19 protein-coding genes are annotated in these 22,922 nt (G+C 58.0%); 6 read left to right on the forward strand and 13 right to left on the reverse strand.

Annotated elements, in window-relative coordinates:
• Positions 1 to 522: 522 nt before the first annotated feature.
• The 7 genes from ilvC to RDK48_RS13410 all read right to left on the reverse strand — a co-directional run bounded on the left by ilvC (position 523) and on the right by RDK48_RS13410 (position 6,500).
• Positions 523 to 1,524 (reverse strand): ketol-acid reductoisomerase, encoded by a 1,002-nt coding sequence (gene ilvC / locus RDK48_RS13380; RefSeq protein ID WP_298994881.1) that lies wholly within the window; start codon positions 1,522 to 1,524, stop codon positions 523 to 525.
• Positions 1,525 to 1,871: 347 nt separating this feature from the next.
• Positions 1,872 to 2,360: an acetolactate synthase small subunit gene (gene ilvN, locus RDK48_RS13385; protein ID WP_022659634.1), complete on the reverse strand. Its 489-nt coding sequence runs from the start codon at positions 2,358 to 2,360 to the stop codon at positions 1,872 to 1,874.
• Between the two features lie 11 nt (positions 2,361 to 2,371).
• Positions 2,372 to 4,063: a biosynthetic-type acetolactate synthase large subunit gene (gene ilvB, locus RDK48_RS13390; protein ID WP_298994877.1), complete on the reverse strand. Its 1,692-nt coding sequence runs from the start codon at positions 4,061 to 4,063 to the stop codon at positions 2,372 to 2,374.
• A gap of 25 nt (positions 4,064 to 4,088) precedes the next feature.
• Positions 4,089 to 4,316, reverse strand: coding sequence for a DUF465 domain-containing protein (locus RDK48_RS13395; RefSeq protein WP_240824927.1), 228 nt, complete (start codon positions 4,314 to 4,316; stop codon positions 4,089 to 4,091).
• A gap of 212 nt (positions 4,317 to 4,528) precedes the next feature.
• On the reverse strand, positions 4,529 to 4,831 hold the full coding sequence (locus RDK48_RS13400; protein WP_298994872.1) for a YggT family protein: 303 nt from the start codon (positions 4,829 to 4,831) through the stop codon (positions 4,529 to 4,531).
• Between the two features lie 47 nt (positions 4,832 to 4,878).
• Positions 4,879 to 5,571 carry an HAD family hydrolase gene (locus RDK48_RS13405; protein ID WP_298994868.1) on the reverse strand — a complete coding sequence of 231 codons (693 nt, stop codon included), beginning with the start codon at positions 5,569 to 5,571 and terminating at the stop codon, positions 4,879 to 4,881.
• A complete protein-coding gene (locus RDK48_RS13410) occupies positions 5,568 to 6,500 on the reverse strand; it encodes a hypothetical protein (RefSeq protein WP_298994866.1) in 933 nt (310 codons plus the stop codon). The genes RDK48_RS13405 and RDK48_RS13410 overlap by 4 nt, the downstream gene beginning before the upstream one ends.
• A gap of 227 nt (positions 6,501 to 6,727) precedes the next feature.
• Between RDK48_RS13410 and pdxS the strand changes: the two genes are divergently transcribed.
• From pdxS to RDK48_RS13430, 4 genes are all read left to right on the forward strand, one after another.
• Positions 6,728 to 7,609 (forward strand): pyridoxal 5'-phosphate synthase lyase subunit PdxS, encoded by an 882-nt coding sequence (pdxS, locus tag RDK48_RS13415; protein WP_022659628.1) that lies wholly within the window; start codon positions 6,728 to 6,730, stop codon positions 7,607 to 7,609.
• The gene (gene pdxT / locus RDK48_RS13420) at positions 7,609 to 8,187 is read left to right on the forward strand and encodes a pyridoxal 5'-phosphate synthase glutaminase subunit PdxT (protein WP_298994861.1); all 579 of its coding nucleotides are present in this window, start codon (positions 7,609 to 7,611) and stop codon (positions 8,185 to 8,187) included. Before pdxS ends, pdxT begins: the two co-directional genes overlap by 1 nt.
• Before the next feature lie 239 nt (positions 8,188 to 8,426).
• Positions 8,427 to 8,822, forward strand: coding sequence for a TraR/DksA C4-type zinc finger protein (locus RDK48_RS13425; protein ID WP_298994858.1), 396 nt, complete (start codon positions 8,427 to 8,429; stop codon positions 8,820 to 8,822).
• Between the two features lie 109 nt (positions 8,823 to 8,931).
• Positions 8,932 to 10,686, forward strand: coding sequence for a lysophospholipid acyltransferase family protein (locus RDK48_RS13430; RefSeq protein WP_298994855.1), 1,755 nt, complete (start codon positions 8,932 to 8,934; stop codon positions 10,684 to 10,686).
• A gap of 255 nt (positions 10,687 to 10,941) precedes the next feature.
• Here the strand turns inward: RDK48_RS13430 and RDK48_RS13435 are convergent, their stop codons facing one another.
• Complete coding sequence (locus tag RDK48_RS13435) at positions 10,942 to 12,612, reverse strand: bacteriohemerythrin (RefSeq protein WP_298994852.1); 1,671 nt, start codon at positions 12,610 to 12,612, stop codon at positions 10,942 to 10,944.
• Positions 12,613 to 12,710: 98 nt separating this feature from the next.
• Here RDK48_RS13435 and yedF point away from each other — a divergent pair, with 98 nt between their 5' ends.
• Complete coding sequence (gene yedF, locus RDK48_RS13440) at positions 12,711 to 13,316, forward strand: sulfurtransferase-like selenium metabolism protein YedF (protein ID WP_298994849.1); 606 nt, start codon at positions 12,711 to 12,713, stop codon at positions 13,314 to 13,316.
• Positions 13,317 to 13,603: 287 nt separating this feature from the next.
• Here yedF and RDK48_RS13445 read toward each other — a convergent pair whose 3' ends face one another.
• From RDK48_RS13445 to RDK48_RS13465, 5 genes are all read right to left on the reverse strand, one after another.
• Positions 13,604 to 14,803: an iron-containing alcohol dehydrogenase gene (locus RDK48_RS13445; protein WP_298994846.1), complete on the reverse strand. Its 1,200-nt coding sequence runs from the start codon at positions 14,801 to 14,803 to the stop codon at positions 13,604 to 13,606.
• A gap of 552 nt (positions 14,804 to 15,355) precedes the next feature.
• Entirely contained in the window at positions 15,356 to 18,355 is a 3,000-nt protein-coding gene (locus tag RDK48_RS13450) for a hypothetical protein (protein ID WP_298994843.1), read from the reverse strand.
• Positions 18,356 to 18,882: 527 nt separating this feature from the next.
• Positions 18,883 to 19,665, reverse strand: a complete 783-nt coding sequence (locus RDK48_RS13455) for a hypothetical protein (protein ID WP_298994840.1) — start codon at positions 19,663 to 19,665, stop codon at positions 18,883 to 18,885.
• Positions 19,662 to 20,006 carry a hypothetical protein gene (locus RDK48_RS13460; RefSeq protein WP_240824914.1) on the reverse strand — a complete coding sequence of 115 codons (345 nt, stop codon included), beginning with the start codon at positions 20,004 to 20,006 and terminating at the stop codon, positions 19,662 to 19,664. Before RDK48_RS13460 ends, RDK48_RS13455 begins: the two co-directional genes overlap by 4 nt.
• Before the next feature lie 8 nt (positions 20,007 to 20,014).
• Positions 20,015 to 21,289, reverse strand: a complete 1,275-nt coding sequence (locus tag RDK48_RS13465; protein WP_298994833.1) for a YIP1 family protein — start codon at positions 21,287 to 21,289, stop codon at positions 20,015 to 20,017.
• 355 nt (positions 21,290 to 21,644) lie between these two features.
• Here RDK48_RS13465 and RDK48_RS13470 point away from each other — a divergent pair, with 355 nt between their 5' ends.
• Positions 21,645 to 22,865: a sodium:calcium antiporter gene (locus RDK48_RS13470; RefSeq protein WP_298994830.1), complete on the forward strand. Its 1,221-nt coding sequence runs from the start codon at positions 21,645 to 21,647 to the stop codon at positions 22,863 to 22,865.
• The last annotated feature ends 57 nt before the right edge of the window (positions 22,866 to 22,922 follow it).

Below are 22,922 nucleotides of genomic sequence, written 5' to 3' on the forward strand. Positions count from 1 at the left end.
ACAAGCCGAAAAGCTGCACCAACTCCCCTGCGCAGGCGCGCGCTGTTGCAGCGGGCGCGGGGTACAAAAAAGTACAGCGCGGGCACAATGTCAGGGCAGGTCATACCAGCGTAACTGGCTGCGTAAATGGGCGGTCGCAAGGCAAAGGCGGGAAGCAATGCACACATGATAAAACCAAAAGCGGAAAGGCCATGCCCGTAAAATACGGCACACCGATGCAGCCCGCAGGATGCTCCGGCGCATGGAAGATAACAACCTTATATACAAGCTGTATGGCCTGATTGTGGCAAACAGTAACTATTTTTGCAACATACACAAGCCGATAAAATTGATCAATTTCCTATGGCAATATCCCCTGTAAGCCTGAAATAATGCCGGCTGTGTCCCAATCCGCTACAGGCTGGCCATTTGAAAAAAAATCTGTTTTATGATTTTAACCGGGCATAAAAAATGGGGCTTTCCACGAAAATTTCGTGGAAAGCCCCAACAAAACGCTTTCAGCCAGCAGCTGAAACAGCGGAACTAGTCTTTCTTGTCCTTCTTGAGCCAGGACATCATGCCGCGCAGTTCCTTGCCCACCTTTTCGATCTGGTGTTCAGACTCGTTGCGGCGGGTGGTGAGGAACATGGGGTACTTGGCGCGGGCTTCAAGAATGAAGTTGCGCGCAAACACGCCGCTCTGGATGTCCTTGAGCACGCCCTTCATTTCCTTTTTCACCGTTTCGGTGATCAGGCGGGGGCCGGTGACGTAGTCGCCGTATTCAGCGGTGTTGCTGATGGAGTAACGCATGCGGGAAAGGCCGCCCTCGTACATAAGGTCAACGATGAGCTTCATTTCGTGCATGCATTCAAAGTAGGCCATTTCTGGCTGATAACCGGCTTCCACCAGGGTTTCAAAACCGGCCTTGATGAGGGCGGAAACGCCACCGCAAAGCACTGCCTGTTCGCCGAAGAGGTCGGTTTCCGTTTCTTCACGGAAGGAGGTTTCAATAACGCCGGAGCGGGTGCCGCCGATGCCTTTGGCATAGGCCAGGGCAATCTTGAGGGCTTCGCCGGTGGCGTCCTGATGAATGGCCACGAGGCAGGGCACACCGCCGCCTTCGGTGAAGGTGCGGCGCACCAGATGGCCGGGGCCCTTGGGGGCGATGAGGAACACGTCCACATCCTTGGGCGGCTGGATCTGGCTGAAGTGGATGTTGAAGCCGTGAGCGAACAACAGGGCCTTGCCCTTGGTCAGGTGGGGCTTCACGTCGTTTTCGTACACGGCGGCCTGCACTTCGTCAGGCAGCAGAATCATGATCAGGTCGGCCTGAGCGGCGGCCTCGGCAGCAGACACGGGGGTGAAGCCGTGTTCCTTGGCCAACTCGTAGTTGGCGCCGCCGGGGCGCTGACCCACCACAACCTTGACGCCGGAATCACGCAGATTCTGGGCATGGGCATGGCCCTGACTGCCATAACCGATGATGGCCACGGTCTTGTTTTTCAAACAATTAAGGTCTGCATCCTGATCGTAATAAACTTTCATCTGAACATCCTCTGAGATCACTCACGGTTAGACAAAAAAATACATCCCTTGCCGCCCTTGCGGCAAGGACAGAGGGGGGGCCGACTGGATACGGCGGGCAAGGCCGCCTGTGGGACGCTTTGCCAATGACCCGGGCTGGTTTATATGGATATACTCACCACTCCGACCTCATGCGCGTTGTCAAGGAGACCTTGTGGGCCATTGACACGCTCACGGGCTAACGCTCCTGTAATCTCGCGGCGCAAGGCCGCGCGACCGGATTCTTTACGCGTGGTGGCAGCCATGCCTTGCGGTGTGTTTTGTGCCAAACACCCCCGGCAAAAGGCCGCACTTCGCGTCCCGGAACCCTAATCCGTTTTCTTGGAACGACGCATGGCAACTGCGCCTGTGCGCGCCAGTTCCTTGATTCCAAACCGTTGCAGCAGGCTGATGATGGCGTCCAGCTTATTCTGGTCGCCAGTGGCCTCAATGGTCATCTCATTGGGGCTTACATCAACCACCTTGCAGCGGAATATTTCAACAGTTCGCAGAATTTCGCCCCGCATGGGGCCTTCTGCCTGCACTTTGACAAAGATCATTTCACGCGCCACAGCGGGAATATCCGCAAAATCCACCACCTTGATGACCGAAACAATCTTGTGGAGCTGCTTCATGATCTGCTCCAGAATAAGACTGTCGCCATCGGTGGTGATGGTCATGTGCGAAACGCCCTCTTCCAGGGCCGGGGCCACATTGAGCGAATGAATATTGAAGCCGCGCCCGCTGAACAGGCCAGCCACGCGGGAAAGCACGCCGGGTTCGTTTTCCACCAGCACGGAAAGCACATGTCGTTGCATAGCCATCTCCCTTACACCAGCAACATTTCATCAAGCGCCGCACCGGCGGGCACGATGGGGTACACGTTTTCTTCGCGCTCTACCACCACGTCAATGAAGGCAGGGTTGGGCGAAGCAAGGGCCTTTTCAAGCACGGCCCGCATGTCTTCAGCCTTTTCAATGCGATAGCCTTCGGCCCCGTAGGCCTCGGCCAGCTTCACAAAGTCGGGCTGGGCTTCCATGTTGGTGGAACTGTAGTTGTTGTTGTAAAAGAGCTCCTGCCACTGCCGCACCATGCCCAGATAGCGGTTGTTCAGAATGACGACCTTGATGGGCAGCCTGTTGGCAACCACGGTTGCCAACTCCTGAATATTCATCTGCAGCGAGGCGTCGCCTGCCACGGCAATGACCTTTTTATCCGGAAAGGCAAACTGCGCCCCCACCGAAGCGGGAAAGCCGTAGCCCATGGTGCCTAGGCCCCCGCTGGTCAGCAGGGTGCGCGGCTTGGTGAACGAATAGAACTGGGCCACCCACATCTGGTGCTGGCCCACCTCGGTGGCGATGATGGCATCGCCGCCGGTGATGTCATACAGGGCCTCAATGACCGACTGCGGCTTGATATTGCCGTTTTCCTGATAGCACAGGGGCTTGCTTGCCTTCCATTCGGCCACGGCCGCAATCCAGGCGGCATGTTCACCCGCCCAGTCCTTGTTTTCCAGCTTGGCCTCGCAGATTTCTGCAATGCCCTCCAGCGCCAGGCGGCAATCACCCACCACAGGAACATGCACCTCCACATTCTTGCGAATGGATGTGGGGTCAATGTCGATGTGCACAATGCGGGCCTTGGGCGCAAAGGCCGCCAGCCTGCCGGTAACGCGGTCGTCAAAGCGCGCGCCCACGCACATCAGCACATCACAGTTGTTGATGGCAAGGTTAGCCGCGTAGGTGCCGTGCATGCCCACCATGCCCAGCCACAGGGGGTCTGTGGCCGGAAAAGCCCCAAGCCCCATGAGGGTGCAGGTTACGGGTATGTTCAGCTTGCGCGCAAGGCTCGTTAGAGCCTCTGCCCCATTGGACAGAATAACCCCGCCGCCCGCCAGAATCACCGGGCGCTCGGCCTTTGCCAGTTCTTCCACCGAGCGGCGCAACTGGTTCAGGTTGGGCTTGTAGGTGGGGTTGTAGCTGCGCATGTAGACGTCTTCAGGCCAGACAAATTCCGCCCGCTTCTGCATGACGTCCTTGGGCAGATCCACCAGTACCGGGCCGGGACGGCCCGAACGCGCAAGGTAAAAGGCCTGACGGATGGTCAATGCCAGCTTGGTGATATCCTTGACCAGAAAATTATGTTTGGTGCAGGGCCGGGTAATACCCACGATATCCACTTCCTGAAAGGCATCGTTGCCGATCAGCTGGGTGGGCACCTGCCCGGTGAACACCACCAGAGGAATGGAATCGGAGTAGGCTGTGGCTATGCCCGTGACCGTATTGGTGGCTCCAGGCCCCGAGGTGACCAGGCATACACCGGTCTTGCCCGAGGCACGGGCATAGCCGTCAGCCGCGTGCACAGCTCCTTGCTCGTGCCGTACCAGCACATGGCGTAGCTCGGGATGTCGCGGTAGTTCATCATAAATATCAATGACCGCACCGCCCGGATAACCGAACAGCACATCCACGCCCTCTCGCTTCATGGACTCAAGGAGAATCTGCGCACCAGTACATTCCATGTCCGACTCCTTAAAAAAAGCCCGGCTATCCTTGTTTCTTCAGACGATCAAGAACGGCCATGAGCTGGGTTTTTCCTTCGAGCTTCTGCTTTTTCAATTGCTTGAGCGTCTGCTCTTCAGTGGGCGAACGGAAGGCCTTGCCTTCGAGCTTTTCCACCTGTTTTTCGTAGAGCACGTGATCTTCCCAAAGGGATTTCAGCTCCGGATCAGTGGCAGCGTACTTTTCCAGCAGTTCCAGTTCTTGCTGATCCATAAGAAATCTCCATTGTTAGATGTTCATAGGCTGTTGCCTGCGCATCAACTGAGGCTTTTGCTCAAGGTGACATCAGCCCGCCTGTGCCGTTGCGCCGATGTGGCTTTGTGCAGCGCGGCTACAAGTCATATGGGCTTATTCTCCTGGCGCGGATTCTCAGACATCCGCATGGAGCATATGAAAAAATCAGTCCTCCGGCGGCGCCAGTTCTTTTAATGAAGCGTCATCGCGTACTGAGCCAGCGAGGCTATGACAATCCGGTTAAACAGCTCAATGGCCAGCAGCACCACCACGGGCGAAAAATCCATGCCGCTTGAATAGGTAAACGGCAACCATTTGCGCACGCGGTAAAACACAGGCTCCGTAAGGGTGCGCAAGGTGCGCACAATAGGATTGTAGGGATCGGGGCGCACCCACGTGAGCACAGCCGCGATAATGACAATCCAGAAATAAAGACTAAGCAGAGACCCGAGCACCAGGGCAATAGCGCTCATGGTATTGGCAACAACAATCATGCGCCCTCCAGCGTGGCTTTCTTTTGTATTCGCAGCGGGGTTAAGCCTTACAGGCCGGAAACAGGCGGCAGCACTGCGGCCAGCGCATTGTGCAGACCGGGATAATCCGCCACCGTAATCTCTCCCCGTAACGGGCCGCCATTAAATGCGGCAAATATCACGCCCGCCCCCCCGGCTGCCTCCTTGTCGTGCTCGCTGTCGCCAACAAAAAGCACCTGCTGCGGAGGGCATTGCCACGCGGCACATATGTGCCGCGTTCCCTCGGGCGAAGGCTTGGGTGCGGCTGTATCCGCCGCGACCACAGGATTAAAATAGGAGGGCAGGGAAAAAATGTCCAGAACCGTTTGTATTCCATCGAGCTTTCGATTGGTGTGCACGGCCATGCGCACCCCCCTGCTCCGCAGATTGCCGATAAAGTCCATAAAACCGGGCTGTAAGCGCAGCATGGGGACGATATCGCGCTGGTAAATAACCTCGTGGCGAATAACATGGTCGATCTGCCCGTGCAGGGATGGCGGCACAATATGCAGCAAGGCCTGACGCGATGTAGCCATGAAACAGTAGTTTTCCTGTTCAATGGTCATGGGCGGCAGGCCAAACCAGGCGAGAACACGATTGTAAAAGATGTTGTTCGCCTCGCGCGAATCAATCATCACGCCGTCGCAGTCAAAGATCACGCCAGCAATGCCGTGAGGGAACAAACCTTGCGCGGTGAGCTGCTGCGCCTGCTGGCTGCTCATGCTCCGGCCCTCCAGGTGATCCACACCCGCTCGGCATCAAGCGGCGGCTGCCCTGCGGGACGGGTATGCCCAAGCAGTTTCCAGCCTGGAGCGCGGACTTCTACCGCCATTGGCAACGGCGAACCTGCGGGGGCTGAGTCAGAAGCTGCGCCAGACGCGCCAATCAAAGCCTGACGGTCTGGAGCGGGGTCAAAAGTCAGAAGGTCCAGCACGTCTTCACGCATGGCCCCTTCAATAATAATAGGCGCATGGGGCGGCACAAAATAGAGCGCGTTGGCCACCACCAGCCGCCACGGCGGCACAAGCCCGGCATCAAGGGCTATGGGCGAGCCAAGGCGCACAAGGTCGCCCGTAAGCACATCCGGCATTAGTCCGGCAAGGTCTTCATCAGGGTCAACACCCAGAGAAGCTGCCAGCCCGCCCGCGTTTTTGGTAAAATGCGCGGTCAGCTCCGCCAGATCAACCAGGCGTTCCTCCTGCTGCCAGACCCAGAGCAGGGCCTTCTGCGCCTGAGTACGCGCAAGCAGCTCCTTGCGGGCCGCCTCTGCCGCCAGAGCGGCTGCGGCGTCGCCATCAGATTTTTTAAGGCCGGAGAGCATTGCCATTTCTGAACTGCGGCGCGCGGCACGCGCGTTGCCGACGGCGGCAGCGCCTACCGGCAGGCCGGAAAGGGCCGCATCGCCCAACTGTTGCAGATCGCCAAGGCAGGCCACGGCCTCGCGGGGTGAAAAGGGATAGGTATCCGGGCAAAAAAAACCTTCGGCAGGCGCATCAGGCAGACCGGGCCACAGGCGCAAAGCGCCAGCCCAGTGAGGGTCTGATCCTTTTCCGGCGGCAGAGGCCTGGCCGGACTGAGCGGACGCTTCAAAAGCGTGCAAAGGCAATGGGCCGCGAAGCAATGGCAAAAGAATGGGGAAACTTTCTGTCATCATACTTCCTTTTGAGTCCTTAAGCATAGCCAGAGGACGCCCGAAGCGCAAGCCGCATGGCCCCATGGCGGAAGTTTTTTGCGGCGGGCTGTCCTGTTGCGGAGCATGGCAGGTATCATATTGTCAGGTGCGGCTTATTGACATATATACACGCCAGCAAAGCCGCCCATGTGTGGCATGCAGACATCATCACCAGCCGGCCTCCGGCTCAGAAGGAGTAGAAAGATATGGAACAGGGCACCATCCGCCTGAAGACAGGCCTTGCTGAAATGCTCAAAGGCGGCGTGATCATGGACGTCACCACTCCCGAACAGGCTAAAATCGCCGAAGCAGCGGGAGCCTGCGCAGTCATGGCCCTGGAACGCGTACCTGCCGATATTCGCGCCGCAGGCGGCGTGGCCCGTATGGCCGACCCCACCATCGTCAAGCGCATCATGGAAGTGGTGAGCATTCCCGTCATGGCCAAGGCCCGTATCGGCCACTTTGTTGAAGCCCGCATTCTTGAGGCTCTGGGCGCCGACTACATTGACGAAAGTGAAGTGCTCACCCCTGCTGACGACAAATACCATATCGACAAGCGCGATTTTACCGTGCCTTTCGTGTGCGGCTGCCGCAATCTGGGGGAAGCCCTGCGCCGCATCGCCGAAGGTGCAGCCATGATCCGCACCAAGGGCGAACCCGGCACCGGCAACGTGGTTGAAGCCGTGCGCCACTGCCGTCAGGTTATGGACGACGTGCGCAAGCTGTGCAGCCTGCCCGAAGCCGAAGTTGCCAACTACGCCAAAGAAATCGGCGCACCCCTTGAAGTGTGCTACGCCGTGCGCAAGGAAGGCCGCCTGCCCGTGGTGAACTTTGCCGCTGGCGGCATCGCCACCCCCGCTGACGCCGCCATGATGATGCACCTCGGCTGCGACGGCGTGTTTGTCGGCTCCGGCATCTTCAAATCAGGCGACCCTGCCAAGCGCGCCAAGGCCATTGTGCAGGCCGTGACCAACTACAATGATTTCGCCATGCTGGCCGAAATCTCCCGCGATCTGGGCGAACCCATGGTGGGCATTGAAATTTCCACCATTCCTTCTGCCCAGCGCATGCAGGAACGGGGTTGGTAATGTCGCAGCTTTGCGTAGGCGTTCTGGCTCTTCAGGGAGCCTTTCGCGAGCATGTGGCCGCTGTTGCCAGCCTTGGCGCAATGGCCCGCGAGGTGCGCCAGCTCAAGGATATTGAGGGCATCGATGCCCTGATCATTCCCGGCGGCGAAAGCACTACCATCGGCAAACTGCTTAATGAATGGAACATGCTTGAGCCCCTGCGCCAGCGCATACTCGACGGCATGCCTGTTTACGGCAGTTGCGCCGGGCTTATACTGCTGTGCCGCGACATTGAAAACTCGGACCAGCCCCGCCTCGGCGTGCTTGACGCCACCGTGCGACGCAACGCCTTTGGCAGGCAGGTGGACAGTTTTGAAACCAACCTGAGCATACCCGAGATCGGGGCCCCCCCCCTCCCGGCTGTTTTCATTCGCGCTCCTGTCATTACTGGCGTGGGCGCGGGTGTAAAGGTGCTGGCTGAGGTTGACGGTCAGGCGGTAGCCGTGCGCCAGAACAATATTCTGGCCACGTCCTTCCACCCCGAGCTTACGCCAGACACGCGCATGCACAGCTACTTTCTGTCCTTCTGCGGCAAGTAGGCCGCTGCGGCAATCCGCCGATAAAGCCTGATATAAAGCCCGTCCCGCATTGCGGGGCGGGCTTTTTTGCATAGGGCCCCCCCCGCATTTTCTGCCCGCCATTCCGCTTCTCTCTCCATCACTTTGCCGCCAACATGACGCACAAATTCACCTTGGCGTCACCATAACGCAAACCAGCACGTTCATGATGCCCCAAGAGCAACAGTTCAACCATCGAAAATTCTCCGAAGGAGGCAGACATGGACAATTTGCACACTTTGCAGCGTCTTCAGGGCGAACTGAACGAAGAAATGCACCGTCTCACCCTGCTGCGCGATGTTTTTCAGGCTCAGCACTGCGCGGACGAACTGGACGCGGCCAGCCACCTTGAGGCGGCCCACATAGCCCATTGCAGCGCCCGCCGCAGCTCCCAGCGCATCCGTGAACTCCAGAGCCTTGTGGCGCTCCTGCGGCACGGCGGCCCTCGCCGCTGCGAAGAATGCGGCGAGGAGATTCCCCTTGTCCGCCTCATGGCAGCACCAGGGGCGACCCGCTGCTGCGAATGCCAGCAGAATATTGAAAACGACCTGCGCACAAATATGATCCAGATGAAGGCAACGCCGCTTCCTCAGGAAGTTTGCGCCGAATGCTGTTAGACTCCCGAATTTTACCATCGCCCGGACCGGCGCGCCGCAACGCGCAGAAAACGGAACCAGCCGGGCATGCGCCCATGCGCATGCCCAGCCCAAGCACAGGAGAATCCCCATGCCCGGCAATGCTGATATTTTACCCCTTGCACCTGGCCGCCCGCTGGTCAGAAGCGTCGGGCGGCTGGCCCGCGCCCTGGCCCGTCAGCTTTCGGGTTTTGCCCGGTTGGAAAAGATGGCCGACACACTGCCCCAGTGCGGCGACCCTCAAACCTTTGCCACCGCCTGCCTCACCGCACTGGATGTGCGTACAGAATGCCTGCGCGGCGATCTGGAGCGCATCCCTGCCCGAGGGCCGGTGGTGCTTTTTGCCAACCATCCCTCCGGCGCGCTTGAAGGGTTGATGCTTGCAGCCCTCTGCGGCAAGGCACGTCCCGATCTCAAAATTCTTGCCAGCGATGCCTTGCTGCGCATTCCCCAACTGGCGCAGCTTGCCCCCATGCTGCTGCCCCTGAATCTTTCTGGCGGCGCAGCCGCCAACGCCGCGGTGCTACGCACCGCCATGACCCACCTGCGATCGGGCGGAGCACTGGGTATTTTCCCTTCTGGGAGCGTGGCCCGCTGGCAATTGGGACGCGGCATTGCGGAACAGCCCTGGTCACGCCTGCTCAGCAGGCTTGGCGGTCGCAATGCCGACATCCCTGGCCTGAATTTTGTTCCCCTGCATATGGGCGTACGGCAAAATCCTCTGTTTATCGCCGCAACGGCACTGAAAGAAAATGTGGGCGAAATCCTGCTGCCCCACACCCTGTTCAAACAGCGGGGAAGCACGGCCCGCATGATCGTGGGCGAGGCCATCCCCGCAGAAATTCTGACCGGGCTGAACCACGAGCAACGCACTCACTGTCTGGGGCTTTGCCGCTCTGCCCTAGGTTCTGAACACGGCGCTGCCGGGCATGCAGCCAATTGTCAGCCTCTGGCCCCTGCCGCTGCCAAGATGGATATAATGGTCAGCCTTGCCGCCCTGCCGGAAAACCGCATGCTGGCCCGCGAAGGCCGCTACTGCGTCTATCTGCTTGAGGGCAACGAATCGCCCCTGCTGCTGGACGAACTGAGCAGAAGGCGCGAAGAGGCCTTCCGCGCGCTGGGTGAAGGATCGGGACAGGCGCGGGATACAGACCGCTACGACCCCCAGTATTCACACCTGTTGCTCATGGACGAAGAAGGCAAAAACATTGCAGGTTCATACCGGGCACGCGTGGTGCAACCAGAAGGAACCTGGCAGTATGACAAAAAACGCCTCTACACTGCCTCGCTCTTTGAGTACGATCCGGAATTTTTCCGCCAGTGCGGCAACGCGCTGGAACTGGGACGCGCCTTTGTCTGCCCCGAATACCAGCGCGATTACACTCCCCTGCTTCTGCTGTGGAAGGGCATTGGGCAAATGGCCCTGCGCAATGACGTGCGTACTCTTTTTGGCCCTGCCAGCATTGGCCTCAACTATCGCCCGCAATCGGTAGACCTGCTCTGGCGGCACCTGCGCCTGCGCCACTGGGATACGCCTCTGGCAAGTCTGGTGCGCGGCAAACAGCCTCGCAAACTGCGCGAAGAACTGCCCTTTGCCCAGCACCTTGATTACAAGTCCGTCAACGCGCTGGTGCGCCAGATGGAAGGCGGGCGCACCCTGCCCATACTTTTTAAGCACTACCTGCAACTGGGCGGGCGGATTGCCGCCTTTCACGAAGACAGATCCTTTGGCACCCTTGATGCCCTGCTGGTGGTGGATCTGCTCAACGCACCCGACAAACAGTTGCGCCGCTATGTGGGTGAAGAAGGCATGCGCAGGCTGCGCGAAGGCAGCTGGCCCGCATAGGACAGACGAGCATCAGGTATTTATGAGGGAAGGCCCTTTCGCCGTCCTGCCCTGAAATTTTATCCCAGCTTCAAACGATGGCAGTAAACCCCAGTGAAACGGGCCAACAACAGATAGTAGTCTGACGCGCTACCTGCGCACAGGGGCCATCACGCATGCCCGGCGTGACGGCCTCTTTTTTGTAGGGTTCTGCGCACAAGCAAAAAGCCCCTTTCGGGGCTTCTTTGCTTGCACAAAACATCTTTGATTTTATGACTACCGCTTTTTCGCGGGTTCCTTGTCCTCAGGTTTGAGGTAGGGCAAATAGGTGGGGTCAGTGCCCATGATGTGCTGTACCAGCCAATCCTTGAGGAAGGTCAGCAGATCCATGCTCACGGTGGCGGTGCCCATGCGCAACTGCCCTTCCACCTCATCCAGCTTGGCAACAAACTTCTTATGGATCTTCATGTGTTCCGCTGCGGCCTTGTAGGCGGGAACATTGAACAGCCTTTCTTCATCGCCAAAGTGGGTGGCCGTGTAGTCGCGCAGTTTCTTGAGCACCGTGATCATTTCAGACACGGGCTTGTTATGCGTCATGGCCTGATGCAGTTCGTTGATATACTCCACCAGCAGCTTGTGTTCCCTGTCCACCAGGGGCACGTGCAGTTCGAGTTTGGGCGTCCACTCCACAAACTTGTCGGAGAGGGCCTGATCAAAGTCGCCTGAAACAAGCGCGTTGACGATCATATCCAGCTCTTCCATGCCGCTCTGGAACGTCAGCAGCGAAGCCGTAAACATCTCCATGTTTTTGGAGGTGCTTTCCGCCACGCAACGCACTTCTTCCAGCGCGCCGCTGGTTCCGGAGCTCTGCTCGGACTGCTCAGCGGCGCCGGCAGCGATGCTGGCAAGGTGCCCGGCTGTATCCGCCATGCTTTGCAGAATAGCACGCATCACATCACCGGCGTTGTTGGCCTTGTCTGCCGCGTCCACGCTCAGTTGGGCGGCCTTGTCCACAGTCAGCACGTTGCGCCGAGTTTCATCCTGAATGGCCTTTACGGCCTCTTCGACTTCCTTGGTGGCGCCCATGGTTTTTTCAGCCAGCTTGCGCACCTCGTCGGCCACCACGGCAAATCCGCGCCCGGCCTCGCCTGCGCGCGCGGCTTCGATGGCGGCGTTGAGGGCCAGCAGATTGGTCTGATCTGCCACTTCGTTGATGACGCTCATGACCTGACCGATATTGCTGGCTTTTTCGCCCAGCCCCGCCATGGCTTCCTTGAGCTGCACGATGGTGTCGCGCACACTGTCAATGGAGCCAACTGCACCTTCCACTTCCTGCTCGCCCGTGGCGGCGCTGGCGCTTGAATTCTGGGCGCTCTCCGAGAGTTCACGCACACGCAGGGAGGCCTGACTGGCAGAATCGGCCACGCGCCCCATAGCCGCGCCTGTTTCCTCAAGCCTGTCGCGCTGCACGGCAACGCCGCCGTTCACGTCCGTAATGAGGCTGGCAAGCCTGCGCATGTCGCCAGAAAGTCTGGTGCACACCGCATGGGCCTTGTGCAGGGCGATAACACCTTTTTCGCGCCGCCCACGCAAGGTTACGACAAGTTCCTCAGATTCCTTGAGCTGCTTGGCAAGTTCGCTGTTCTGCGCCTGCAAGGATTCCACAACCTGAGCGTCCGCCTTGGTTTTCAGCGTTTCACGCAGGCTTTCAATGCACTGCATGGCCCGCTGTTCCACATCGCCATCAGCAGATGGCGATGTGGCCTGAGCGTCCAGATACTGCGCCAGACGGGCAGCACGGGAACGCCCGCTCAGCCAGAGCCAGATGTTTGCACCGGCGCAGACAAAAATAATGCCGACCACCAGCCAGCTTATTCCCTGTATACCGCCCAAAACGGCCAAACCGCCTAAAGCGGCAATGATTACTACCTGAAGCGCAATGCCCATATATGCCTACCTTAGTTTATCTTGCTTATCGGCTTTTTTCTAACTACCCTTACCCCTAATAGTTGTAAATCGCAGATATCATGAACAGGAGGATATTCATGGAACGATTTGATTGCAGAGGGCTGGCCTGCCCCCAGCCCGTCATGCGCACCCGCGATGCTCTGGCAGCAGGAGCAAATGCCCTTGAAGTGCTGGTAGACAACGAGCCTGCTCGGGAAAACGTGCGGCGTTTTCTGGAAGGCCGCGGCTTTACTGTTGCCGCCAGCCAGGAAGGCCCCGACTGCTGGCGCATCACGGCAAGTGCTGTGGAATCTGCGGCATCCGCCCCGCAGCAGGCCGAGGAAGCATCCCGCCCCCTGGGTGAAACCAACCGGACGCTGGTGCTCATCACCACTGAGACCATTGGCCGTGGCGACGACGGGCTGGGTGCAAAACTCATGGGCAATTTTGTGGCTACTCTGCCAGAACTTGGACCTCGCCTGTGGCGCATTGTGCTGATCAACGGCGGCGTCAAACTGGCATCCCAGCCTGGCCCTGCGCTGGATGCCCTGAAAAAAATGGCAGCCGATGGCGTTTCTGTGCTTGTGTGCGGCACCTGCCTTGCGCACTTTGGCCTGCTGGAGGCCAAGGAAGTTGGCGACACCTCAAACATGCTTGATATTGTCACCAGCCTTGATCTGGCGGACAAAGTCATCCGTCCCTGAGCCACCGCTCCTCGGGCATGGGCTGCCTTAACACGCAAAAAGCGGCATGGATTCCATGCCGCTTTTTTTGTTATGGAGCAAAGCCACGCAGTTTTTCATTTCATATTGCTGTCAGATACGTAGAGCTGAAACACGGCACACGGAGCGGGGCGGGGCGTAAACCACAACGCAAAAGCAAGAAAAACGGCGCGGAAAGCCCGCGCCGTTTTTCATACCGCAATGTCTGCCAAAGACCTGTCCCACCGGGGGGCATCAGGCAAACGGCCTACATTCTGGAGGACACTGTGTTACAGGGCCGCCTTGTAGATAGCCGCCACAGCCGCATCCGTCATGGAGCGGGGGTTGGTAAGACCGCAGGCGTCTTTCTGGGCGTTGGCGGTCATGGTGGGGATATCGGCTTCGCGTACTTCCTTGCCGTACTTTTTGCCAAGGGCGACCAGGCCATCAGGGATGCCCACGTCCTTAGACAGGATGTTGATGGCGGTGATGGCTTTGCGCGAGGCTTCGTCAGAGCTGATGCCCTGGGTGAGTTCACCCAGCAGCTGGGCAATACGGCCAAAGCGGCGACGGCTGGAGATACGGTTGTATTCACACACATGGGGCAGCAGGATGGCGTTGCATTCACCATGGGGCAGATCATAGAAGCCGCCCAGCTGGTGAGCCATGGCGTGCACGTGACCGAGGCTGGCGTTGTTGAAGGCCATGCCAGCCAGATACTGGGCATAGCACATGCCTTCGCGGGCTTCCTTGTCCCGGCCGTTGGCAACGGCGCGGCGCAGGTAGCGGTTGATGTATTCCATGGCCTTTTCAGCGCAGGCATCAGTCATGGGCGTGGCGGCGGTGGAAACGTAGGCTTCCACTGCGTGGGTCAGGGCGTCCATGCCGGTGGCCGCGGTCAGGGCCGGGGGCATGCCCATCATCAGGACGGGATCGTCAATGGCCACGCTGGGGGTACAGCGCCAGTCAACAATGGCCATTTTCACCTTACGCGAGGTGTCGGTGATAATGCAGAAACGCGTCATTTCAGAGGCGGTGCCAGCGGTGGTGTTCACTGCAACATACGGGGGGAAGGGCTTTTTGGACTTGTCCACGCCTTCGTAGTCATGAATCTTGCCACCGTTGCCTGCCAAAAAGCCTACGCCCTTGCCGCAGTCATGCGAGCTGCCGCCGCCAAGGGTAACGATGCTGTCGCACTTTTCTTTTTTGTACAGTTCAAAAGCTTCTGCAACGTTTTTGTCCGTGGGGTTCGGGATGGTCTTATCGTATATGGCATACTTCATCTTGGCGGCATCAAGGATGTCGGTGATCACTTTAAGGATACCGGCATTAACGATACCCTGGTCAGTTACAACCAGCGGCTTCGCACCATTGATGCTCTTCAATCGAGCAGGAATCTCTTTGGAACACCCCTCGCCCACCAGTGTGACGTTGGGGATAAAGAACGAGGTGATCTGACCCATATGCATGCTCTTAAGATCCGTACTCATTCGTAACTCCTTTTGTTATACAGAACGATATCAGTGCGAAATGCTCTGTCGTAAGTATGAAAGACTCCTGTGGAAAAAAATATACCATATAAAAAACCAATGCAAGCATAACACAGCATTTAGTTAGTTCTTTTTTTCCTTTTAGTTTCACATTCAAATGTTATTTTTTGCACAAGCAACTAGAGTGTAAAATTATTTTTTGCACAAGCGCACCTTTGATTGATTGACCACACAATGCACTCGCTTAAAATAAAACCGTGAAAAAACAAATAACTAACAGTTTTGCATTGTACTTTTGCTGCAACAATAAAAAACCACCGGAGCAGGCAAACCTGCAACGGTGGTTTGAAGACGGGAACCGCGTCGTTCCCATACTTCCGGTGTGTACTGGCGTTGCCTGTCAGGCAGGCGCGCCCTGTGCCCGGCGCAAAGACAAATGCCCGCGCCCGCTGTATGATTTTATTCAGATGACGCCTGCGTAGCAGGCAAGACCTGTTCTATTGCTATCCTTTGTCCTACGTCTGGCCTTCCGGCATCGGTTACGATCGATTGTCAGAAGGTTCCCGGCTCCCGCATCTTTCCGGGGCGGCACAGGCGGCTTAGCCGCCTCAGATATTCTTTACGCTTATCCAGATAAAAAGCCAGCGGCCGGGAAAAATTGCGCCCAAGCAATCCGTCCACCAGCATCTGACTGACCTCGCGTTCTCGCGTCAGCACCAGCTGCGCCCGCGCAAGCACGTTGCGGTCAGCTTCGGGCATGGCTCTGGCAATCTGCCGGAATGCATCCTGCGCACGTGGCTGGTAGAACCATATATACATGAGGTCAAGGGCGTTAATGATGAAAGCCCGTTCAAGCTCCTTGCCCATCACCCCGCCGCTGCCCTGCAAGCCGCCGGGTTTCGCCAGCTTGATAAGAGCGTCTTCGTCAGGAAACAACAGCTCCAGGCGCGTGTAGCAGTCAAAAACACTGGCAAGCTTACTGCGATAATCCCATCTGCGCATGCGCAGGTTCACCTGGCTGTCGGCATAACCTTCAATGAGAGCGGCAACCGAATCCGAGGCCATCTTGGAAATAACCGCAGCGCTCGGCACAAGATACATGGCCGGATTATCCACACCCAGCAGAAAGGCCACCTGATAGAGCACCCAGTTGTACAGCGACGACACCGGGATGGCCAAAAGGCTGCGGAACAGATTGCCAATGGACGCTTCTTTGGGAAAACCGCGAAACACATTGTGCGCGCACAAATAAATGCCGTTAACAAGGCTGAGCACGCCAAACACCACCCAGGGATTCTGCGCCGCAGTAATGCCGAGTGTTTTATCAAGCAGCAGCACGCGCACCAGCATTTCGAGCAGCAGCACCGAAAAACCCGTGAACATGAGCGAATCGCACAAGCGGCTCACGTTGACCTGATCTTTCCAGTGAATGAGCGTGGAACGCGTTGCCCCCTTGGCAGCCATGACCATCTGCACCACGTTGCGGAACCCCGTAATGCCAAACCAGATAAAGGTGCCGCACCAGGCGAGGAACCACCAGTTCTGCGTGTACATAAAGGAGAAAAACGCCGGGCAGAAGCCCATGAGCACCTTGAGGCAGTTGCTCACAAAACTGTTTAAATAGGCTGGCCCCAGAGGTTCGCTGCTGCCCTTTTCACAGTTTTTGTCCAGCAGGCCGTTGCCGCAGGCAAGGCTCAAGCCGCCAAGGTTGAGCACGTTGCCCTTGGTGCAGATGCGAAAGTCCACGCTGGCGGTCTTCCAGACAGACTGGCGTTCCATACCCATATGGCGGCAGCCGGGCAGATGGCGCAGCAACCGCAAGGCCTTTTGCCAGGGCGAGGGATTGCGGGGTTTGCTGTAACGCACGCATTCTTCAACCGGCGAACACACGGGAATATCCGGCTGTTTTTGATCCCTTGCGTAGAATTTGCGGCTGCGTGCGGGCAGGGTTTCGCGCAGCACAAAACCCATGCCATAGGAATCACGGCTCACCGAGCTTGTGCCAAGGCGTGAACCAAGGGGCTTGTTGCGATAGTGCTCCCACAATTTCGGTACGTTGTGCAGAATATGGCGGAACTTCGCCGCGCGCTCCTCGTCCTGGGTGCTCATGCGGCGCACCATCGTGCGGATCATCTGCTTCACACGCGGGCCAAGCCCTTCATTGAGAGCTTGCTGCAACTCGCTGATAGCCTTGAGGCAGGAGTGCTTGCCTTCCATCCAGCCGCGCATGTTGAAAATTTCCAGATGGCTGATGCTGCCCCGGCTGTCCCACAAAAGTTCCGCCACGTCTTCCACGCTCAGCCCCTTGGTGGTCAGCACAAGGCGGTAGCCGGGGTTCAGTTCGGAAAGTTCGCGGGTAATGTCGCCCACAGAAAGCTGCATGAGCGGCGGCAGGTCGCCGTGCGCGCAGGGCTTGTTGAGGTCGGGCATTTCCGGGTGTTCCAGGGGTGAAAGCCAGTGGTCGGCGATGTATTCAGCGCTCAGGTTATCCAGAAAAACCAGTTCGGCCCTGGCCTCCTCGCTATCGCTCTCGCGCAGCAGGGCTGCTCGTTCACGCAACGATGGCTGCACATGCGCATGCAGCGCCTCGGCAAGATGCAGGCCAGAGGCCTGCCCCCTGCCCACATGCCGCGAAAAACCCTCGCCGGTCAGTTCCGGCACAGTCACTCCCCACTGGGCTTCAAGCTGCGGACGCTGGATTTCGTTCCAGAGTGCAAGGCTTTCGAGCACGCGTTCACGACGCCAGCGCAGCACCTCGCGGCCCCGCTTCATAAGCTCGGCAACCTTGGGGCTGTGCAAAAACTCCAGAAAATCCTCGTTGGAGCTGAAGCCACGGGGAATCCAGAACAGGCTGATGAATCGCCCGTAAAAAGGCATATGAAATTCCAGGCCGATACGCACGCCGATACCGGTGATTTCCGCTGCGCGCAGAATTTCGCGCGCAGCATCGGGCTGTACCCAGTATTCATAGGCCACAGTAAGGGAACGCATACCCTTGATCCACGCGTCCATGATCAGATGGGTGGGTGTTTTGCGCCCCTTGGTGTTGGCGTCGTACACATGGTCGTCAAAGGCAAGCTGATTCCAGCTTTCGGGCATTTCAGGCAGGTGATAGCGCGCAAGCATGCGGCGCACCACGCGCGGCGTACCCTGCACGGTGCGTCGAAAATCGTGAGCCAGCTTGAGCTGCTCAAGCTGGCTGCCGTGAGCGCGCACCATGCTCTTCATGATCTGCATGAGGGCGCGCGCAGTGTTGCGCCGCAGGGCCGAGTGGGCACTGTTGAGCACTTCATCATACAGGGTCTTGAGGGCAAGCAGCCGGTCGCGAGCCTGTGTGCGGCCCGCCTGAAGGTTGCGCAGCAGGTTTATGACGGCATATGCCATGCGCGACACAGGCGAGGCCACCAGTTCCTTGATGCCGTGCGGATGCAGGCTGGGATCAAAAAGAAATGTGTCCGACTGTTTGCCGTCGGATTCCAGAATACGGTTGACCAGAGCCAGGATGTCCCTGTCCTGCTTGTCAAAATAAATACCTTGCATCTTCGCGCACACGGCGGATCTCCTTTCTGCCGCTTCCCATTCAGCCAAATCCTTTGGGGGAATGATCGGCAAGGAACTGTTCCCGCATATTTTCACGGCCTTTTGCTGGCAAAAGGCCGGAGCCAAGCACGGATGCGGCAGCGGTGACGCAACGCGCAAACTGCTTGTGACGGAGTGAACAGCCCTAGTATTTCTTATTACTTACCCTGTGACAATGGCTTCGTCAAACAGAGCTTTTTCCTTACCACTCAAAAAGTTAGGAGCGGGGCATCCTGCCCCGCTCCAGTTTGACGGCAAAACCCGCATGACGGGCTGTAACATATCGGCGGCGGCAAAACGGCCTTACCGAAAAGATCAAAAGCCAGAATGGCAAAACCGCGACTCAAAGCTTATCTGCTCAATATTTTTGACAGTATTCGCCTTTGCACGGCAAACCCGCCCACAAAGCAAACCTGATGCTACAGTTGCCCGCTCCGCAGAAAGTTCAAAAAAGTACAACCACTGCGTCAGGTGAGGGACGGCAACGGATTACTCTACACCTAAAAGGCCTTAGTGCCAAACACCGTATCCCAGAACGACTTTTCCTTGGACGAAGGATCAACCCAGGCCAGCACTTCGCGGCCCATATCCCACGCCAGAGAGCGGGCGATAAAGCCCGAGGGGTCGCCAGGGTTGCGTTCCCTGATGGAGAAAAGATAAAAATCATGCACCTGTCGAGCTTCCATCAAGCCACCCTGCGCCATGGACCAGAGCAAGGTGCCGGAGCGCGCGTCGTACACCTCCATAGCCAGCGAAAGCGAGCTGGAGCCGGTGCTGCCGCCGTCCATGTAGTGATTGATGTACCCCCCGACCACCATTTCCGCACCGCGCTGGCGGGCCAGAGCTATGGCGCGGGAGGGTTCGTACGGCGCGCCCTGCGGCGCATACTCAAGGGCCTGAAAGGCATTGAGCGAAAGCCAGACCTGCCAAACCTGCCGCGAAAGCATCTCGCTGAAGCTCACGGCATTGGCTATCTGCTGCGTGGCACGCAAGGGCACGAACAGGGCGCGGGGGCGCCGCCCCAGAACCATCTGCGGCGCCACGTAAATGGCAGGAGGCTGGCGGCGCACAAAGTTGTTTATCTGAAACTGAAAAGGCGTGCCAAAATCACCAGTGACGCTCACAGACCTGCGGCTGTCGTCTGGCGGCGAAGAGCAGCCGCCGAGGAGCGTAAACAAAAGCGTTGCCAGAATTGTAGCTGCGACCAGCGCCAGCGCAAGAGGCCCGCGCTGGCGCGACACCGCGCCGCCCAAGCCGCAAAACCGGGTATACAGATGGTTCATTGCGTTTTCTCCGAGGCCAGACATGCATTTTGCATGGAATCGAGCAGCTTTTCCCTGGCCTGCGCCAGGCTGTCGTGCAGATCGCGGCGTTTTTCTGCCGGGATGGTGCAAAACGAGGTCTGGCGGGTCATCTGCACAAGGCTGCGCATTTCCCGCTCCAACTGGGCCAGATGGAGCGATTCCGCTTCCGTCAGCGCAATACTTCTTCCGGCCAGTTCCGCCAGGTGCCCAAGGTCTTCGGCCTTGGCGCGAATGGTGTCTGGCCTGATGCTTGCGCCATATTTACGACAATTGCGAAATTCATGCCAGAATAGCGCAATTTTTCGCCAAAAGCGGGCCATGGCACTCCTCAGAATTGGGCAGCCTTCATCACCTGCAACAACAGCGGCGCGAGCAGCAGCACAACAGGGGCAAAGCCCATGAAGGTCTGCGGCCACGTAAGATTGAGAACCGTGCGGCAACCCACAAGGACGCAGGCGACCATCCAGATAAAGCCAACAATGGAACCCAGCAAAGGCACCACGCACAACAACGAGGGGGCTGCCGCATAGGCCGCCACCTGAAACACCAGCGAGAATTCGGGCTTTTTGCCCGTTATGAAGCCATAGGTAAAATGCATCAGCGCCGTCAGCACATAGAGCTGCACCACAGAAACGCCTGTTTTGATCAGGATGGTCATGGGCAGGCTGAGCTGGGGCGAAAGCAGAATGAGCATTTTTTCCAGCTCGGGGTCAGAAGCGGCGCTGGGTGCCATGAGCGAAAGAAAGATGCCCGACCACACCCTTTCGATAACAACCTGAATGACGCTGATGATCAGATAGAACACCAGCGGCCGCACCTGCGAGGATTCGGCCCGCATATGGGCAAAAAAGTTGTGCGCGCCAAACATGACCCGCATGCAGGTGTGGTAAAAGGCGGGTATCCAGCCATCCGGCTCAGGCGCGGCATCCCAGGGATTGGCTGGGCCGTGCTGGCCATCGTCCTGATTGTCTTCGCGGTCGTTTTCAAACCGCGCGGATTCACGTGCATAGGCCGCGCTGGCCTTACGGCTGTCATCAGCATCATCGTCTTCCGGGCCAAAAAGTCCGCGCTGCGAATTACGATTCTGCTGATTGTCGTCATCCCGGTCGCCAGCGCGTTTTTCACTGCTCTTATCGTCACGCTGACCAAAAATATTTTTGCCGCCCAGCAGCCCCCACAAGTTACCGATATGCCTTTCTTCCCCAGTATCCGCCTGGGGAAATTTTTTGCCAGACTGCGGCCTTTGCGCGGGTTCGGGGCTCTCGCTCCGCTCGTCATCCGAATAGGAAGGTTTCTGCACGGAATGACCGGGAACAATGGCCCCAGGGGGCAATGGATCATCATCGCCCGACTGCCAGGCTCCCCGCCCATGCGGTTCCGCACCCGAATTTTCAGGCCGCGCAGCGGCGACTTCGGAATCTTCACTGTGCGGAGGATTTTCAACGGGGTGTTCCGGTTCGGACAGCACATCCATCACGCCAACGCCGGGAACCAGACGGAACCGGCAGGCGCAGTGCGGGCATGTAGCTATAACTGCCTTGGAGGGCAGACGATCGGCGGGCAATTCGCGGCTGAAGCCGCAACGCGGGCAAGTAATATTCACAAAGAGCTCCTAGGCTGGCCGGTAACACCGGCACATAATTCACCGTCACTTTAGCCGCAGGCACCCATACTGGCAAGTGCCGCCTGCCCTCTTGCAACATTGCGGCGCAGGATTCGGCAGCAAGCCCTGTGCCCCGGATTTTGCAGCGCTGCAAGCCGCAGAATGCCGGGTGGAATTGTTGACAGCACCGTGAACAACGTCTATTTTGGCGGTTCAAGGGGAGTAACTGGGTTCTTGAAACCCGGGCGACATCAACAGCATGGCCTTATGGCCTGGTGTCGCCGTCGGTACAGCCGATTAGTGAGACCTTGGCGTTACATCGCCAAGGTCTTTTTTATTTTTTAAGGAGAACAGCATGACCATTCGCGCATTACGCCCTTACATCATTGCCGTGGGCATGACCCTGCCCGGCATTGGGCTGCGTTTTCTGCACCCTGACGTTTCGCCGCTGTTGGTGGCCCTGCTCTCGGGCATGGCTATTCTGGGCGCGTCATTTCTGCTCACCTGGGCGTGTGAAGTCGCCCAGATGGACATTCCGCAGGCTGTGGCCGTGGCTGTGGTGGCCTTTATCGCCGTGCTGCCCGAATACGCCGTGGACATGTACTTTACATGGATGGCGGGCCAGCACCCCGAGAGCGCATACTCCCACTACGCCATTGCCAATATGACCGGGGCCAACAGGCTGCTCATCGGCCTAGGCTGGTCGGCCATTGTGCTTGTTTTTGCCAAACGGTTCCATTCGGGCGTTTCCCTGCCGGACGACAAACGCACGGACGTGCTCTTTCTCGGCCTGGCGACCATTTACGCCCTGTTTATTCCGCTCAAGGGTTCGCTCACCTGGGTTGACGGCGTTGTGCTGCTGGGCATCTATATCTGGTACATCTGTATTATCGCCCGCAGACCCGTGGAAGAGGAAGAACCCGAAGGCCCCGCAGCCCTGCTGGCCCATTTTGCCAAAAAGGTACGCCTGCGCAGCGTTATTCTTATTTTCCTTTTTTCGGCGCTGGTCATTTTGTGCAATGCCGAACCCTTCAGTGAAAGTCTGGTTGCCAGCGGAAAGCTGCTTGGCATCAACGAATTCCTGCTGGTGCAGTGGCTTGCGCCTCTTGCCTCGGAGTCGCCCGAATTCATCATTGCCCTCATGTTTGCCTCGCGGGGCAATGCTTCGCTGGCTCTGGGCAGTTTGCTTTCGTCCAAGCTCAACCAGTGGACCCTGCTTGTGGGCATGATCCCCGGTGTCTACGCCGCGTCATCCGGCTCGCTTTCACCCTCCATAAACCTTGACACTCACCAGTTTCAGGAAATACTACTGACCGCCGGGCAGTCACTTTTTGCCGTGGCCCTGCTGGTGGATCTGCGCCTGCATGTCCGCGAGGCCCTGTGGCTGTTCATCCTGTTTGCAGCCCAGTTGCTCTCGCCGCTCTACGACACCCAGGTTGAAGCCCTGCTGGGGCTTGCGCACGATCCTTTACGCCTGCACTATTTCTTTGCGCAGGTGTATCTGGTGCTGGCGGCGGTGCTGCTGCTCAGAAACTGGCGCGGCCTTTTGCGCCTGCGTGAAGGATTCAAGGTTTAAAGCTATTGTATTTACCGCCCGCATGTGTTCCTGTGCCAGCACATGCGGGCTTTGCCG

Origin of the sequence: uncultured Desulfovibrio sp. (assembly GCF_902477725.1) — a bacterium.
In the GTDB taxonomy this organism is placed as follows: Bacteria; Desulfobacterota; Desulfovibrionia; order Desulfovibrionales; family Desulfovibrionaceae; genus Desulfovibrio.

Bases quoted from the DNA above. Each gene is read 5' to 3' on its own strand.
- pdxT (WP_298994861.1), top strand. From the start codon at position 7,609: ATGTCGCAGCTTTGCGTAGGCGTTCTGGCTCTTCAGGGAGCCTTTCGC.
- ilvN (WP_022659634.1), bottom strand. From the start codon at position 2,360: ATGCAACGACATGTGCTTTCCGTGCTGGTGGAAAACGAACCCGGCGTG.
- RDK48_RS13445 (WP_298994846.1), bottom strand. From the start codon at position 14,803: ATGAGTACGGATCTTAAGAGCATGCATATGGGTCAGATCACCTCGTTC.
- RDK48_RS13435 (WP_298994852.1), bottom strand. From the start codon at position 12,612: ATGGGCATTGCGCTTCAGGTAGTAATCATTGCCGCTTTAGGCGGTTTG.
- RDK48_RS13425 (WP_298994858.1), top strand. From the start codon at position 8,427: ATGGACAATTTGCACACTTTGCAGCGTCTTCAGGGCGAACTGAACGAA.
- yedF (WP_298994849.1), top strand. From the start codon at position 12,711: ATGGAACGATTTGATTGCAGAGGGCTGGCCTGCCCCCAGCCCGTCATG.
- RDK48_RS13410 (WP_298994866.1), bottom strand. From the start codon at position 6,500: ATGACAGAAAGTTTCCCCATTCTTTTGCCATTGCTTCGCGGCCCATTG.
- RDK48_RS13400 (WP_298994872.1), bottom strand. From the start codon at position 4,831: ATGATTGTTGTTGCCAATACCATGAGCGCTATTGCCCTGGTGCTCGGG.
- pdxS (WP_022659628.1), top strand. From the start codon at position 6,728: ATGGAACAGGGCACCATCCGCCTGAAGACAGGCCTTGCTGAAATGCTC.
- ilvB (WP_298994877.1), bottom strand. From the start codon at position 4,063: ATGGAATGTACTGGTGCGCAGATTCTCCTTGAGTCCATGAAGCGAGAG.
- RDK48_RS13470 (WP_298994830.1), top strand. From the start codon at position 21,645: ATGACCATTCGCGCATTACGCCCTTACATCATTGCCGTGGGCATGACC.
- RDK48_RS13455 (WP_298994840.1), bottom strand. From the start codon at position 19,665: ATGAACCATCTGTATACCCGGTTTTGCGGCTTGGGCGGCGCGGTGTCG.
- RDK48_RS13460 (WP_240824914.1), bottom strand. From the start codon at position 20,006: ATGGCCCGCTTTTGGCGAAAAATTGCGCTATTCTGGCATGAATTTCGC.
- RDK48_RS13430 (WP_298994855.1), top strand. From the start codon at position 8,932: ATGCCCGGCAATGCTGATATTTTACCCCTTGCACCTGGCCGCCCGCTG.
- RDK48_RS13405 (WP_298994868.1), bottom strand. From the start codon at position 5,571: ATGAGCAGCCAGCAGGCGCAGCAGCTCACCGCGCAAGGTTTGTTCCCT.
- ilvC (WP_298994881.1), bottom strand. From the start codon at position 1,524: ATGAAAGTTTATTACGATCAGGATGCAGACCTTAATTGTTTGAAAAAC.
- RDK48_RS13395 (WP_240824927.1), bottom strand. From the start codon at position 4,316: ATGGATCAGCAAGAACTGGAACTGCTGGAAAAGTACGCTGCCACTGAT.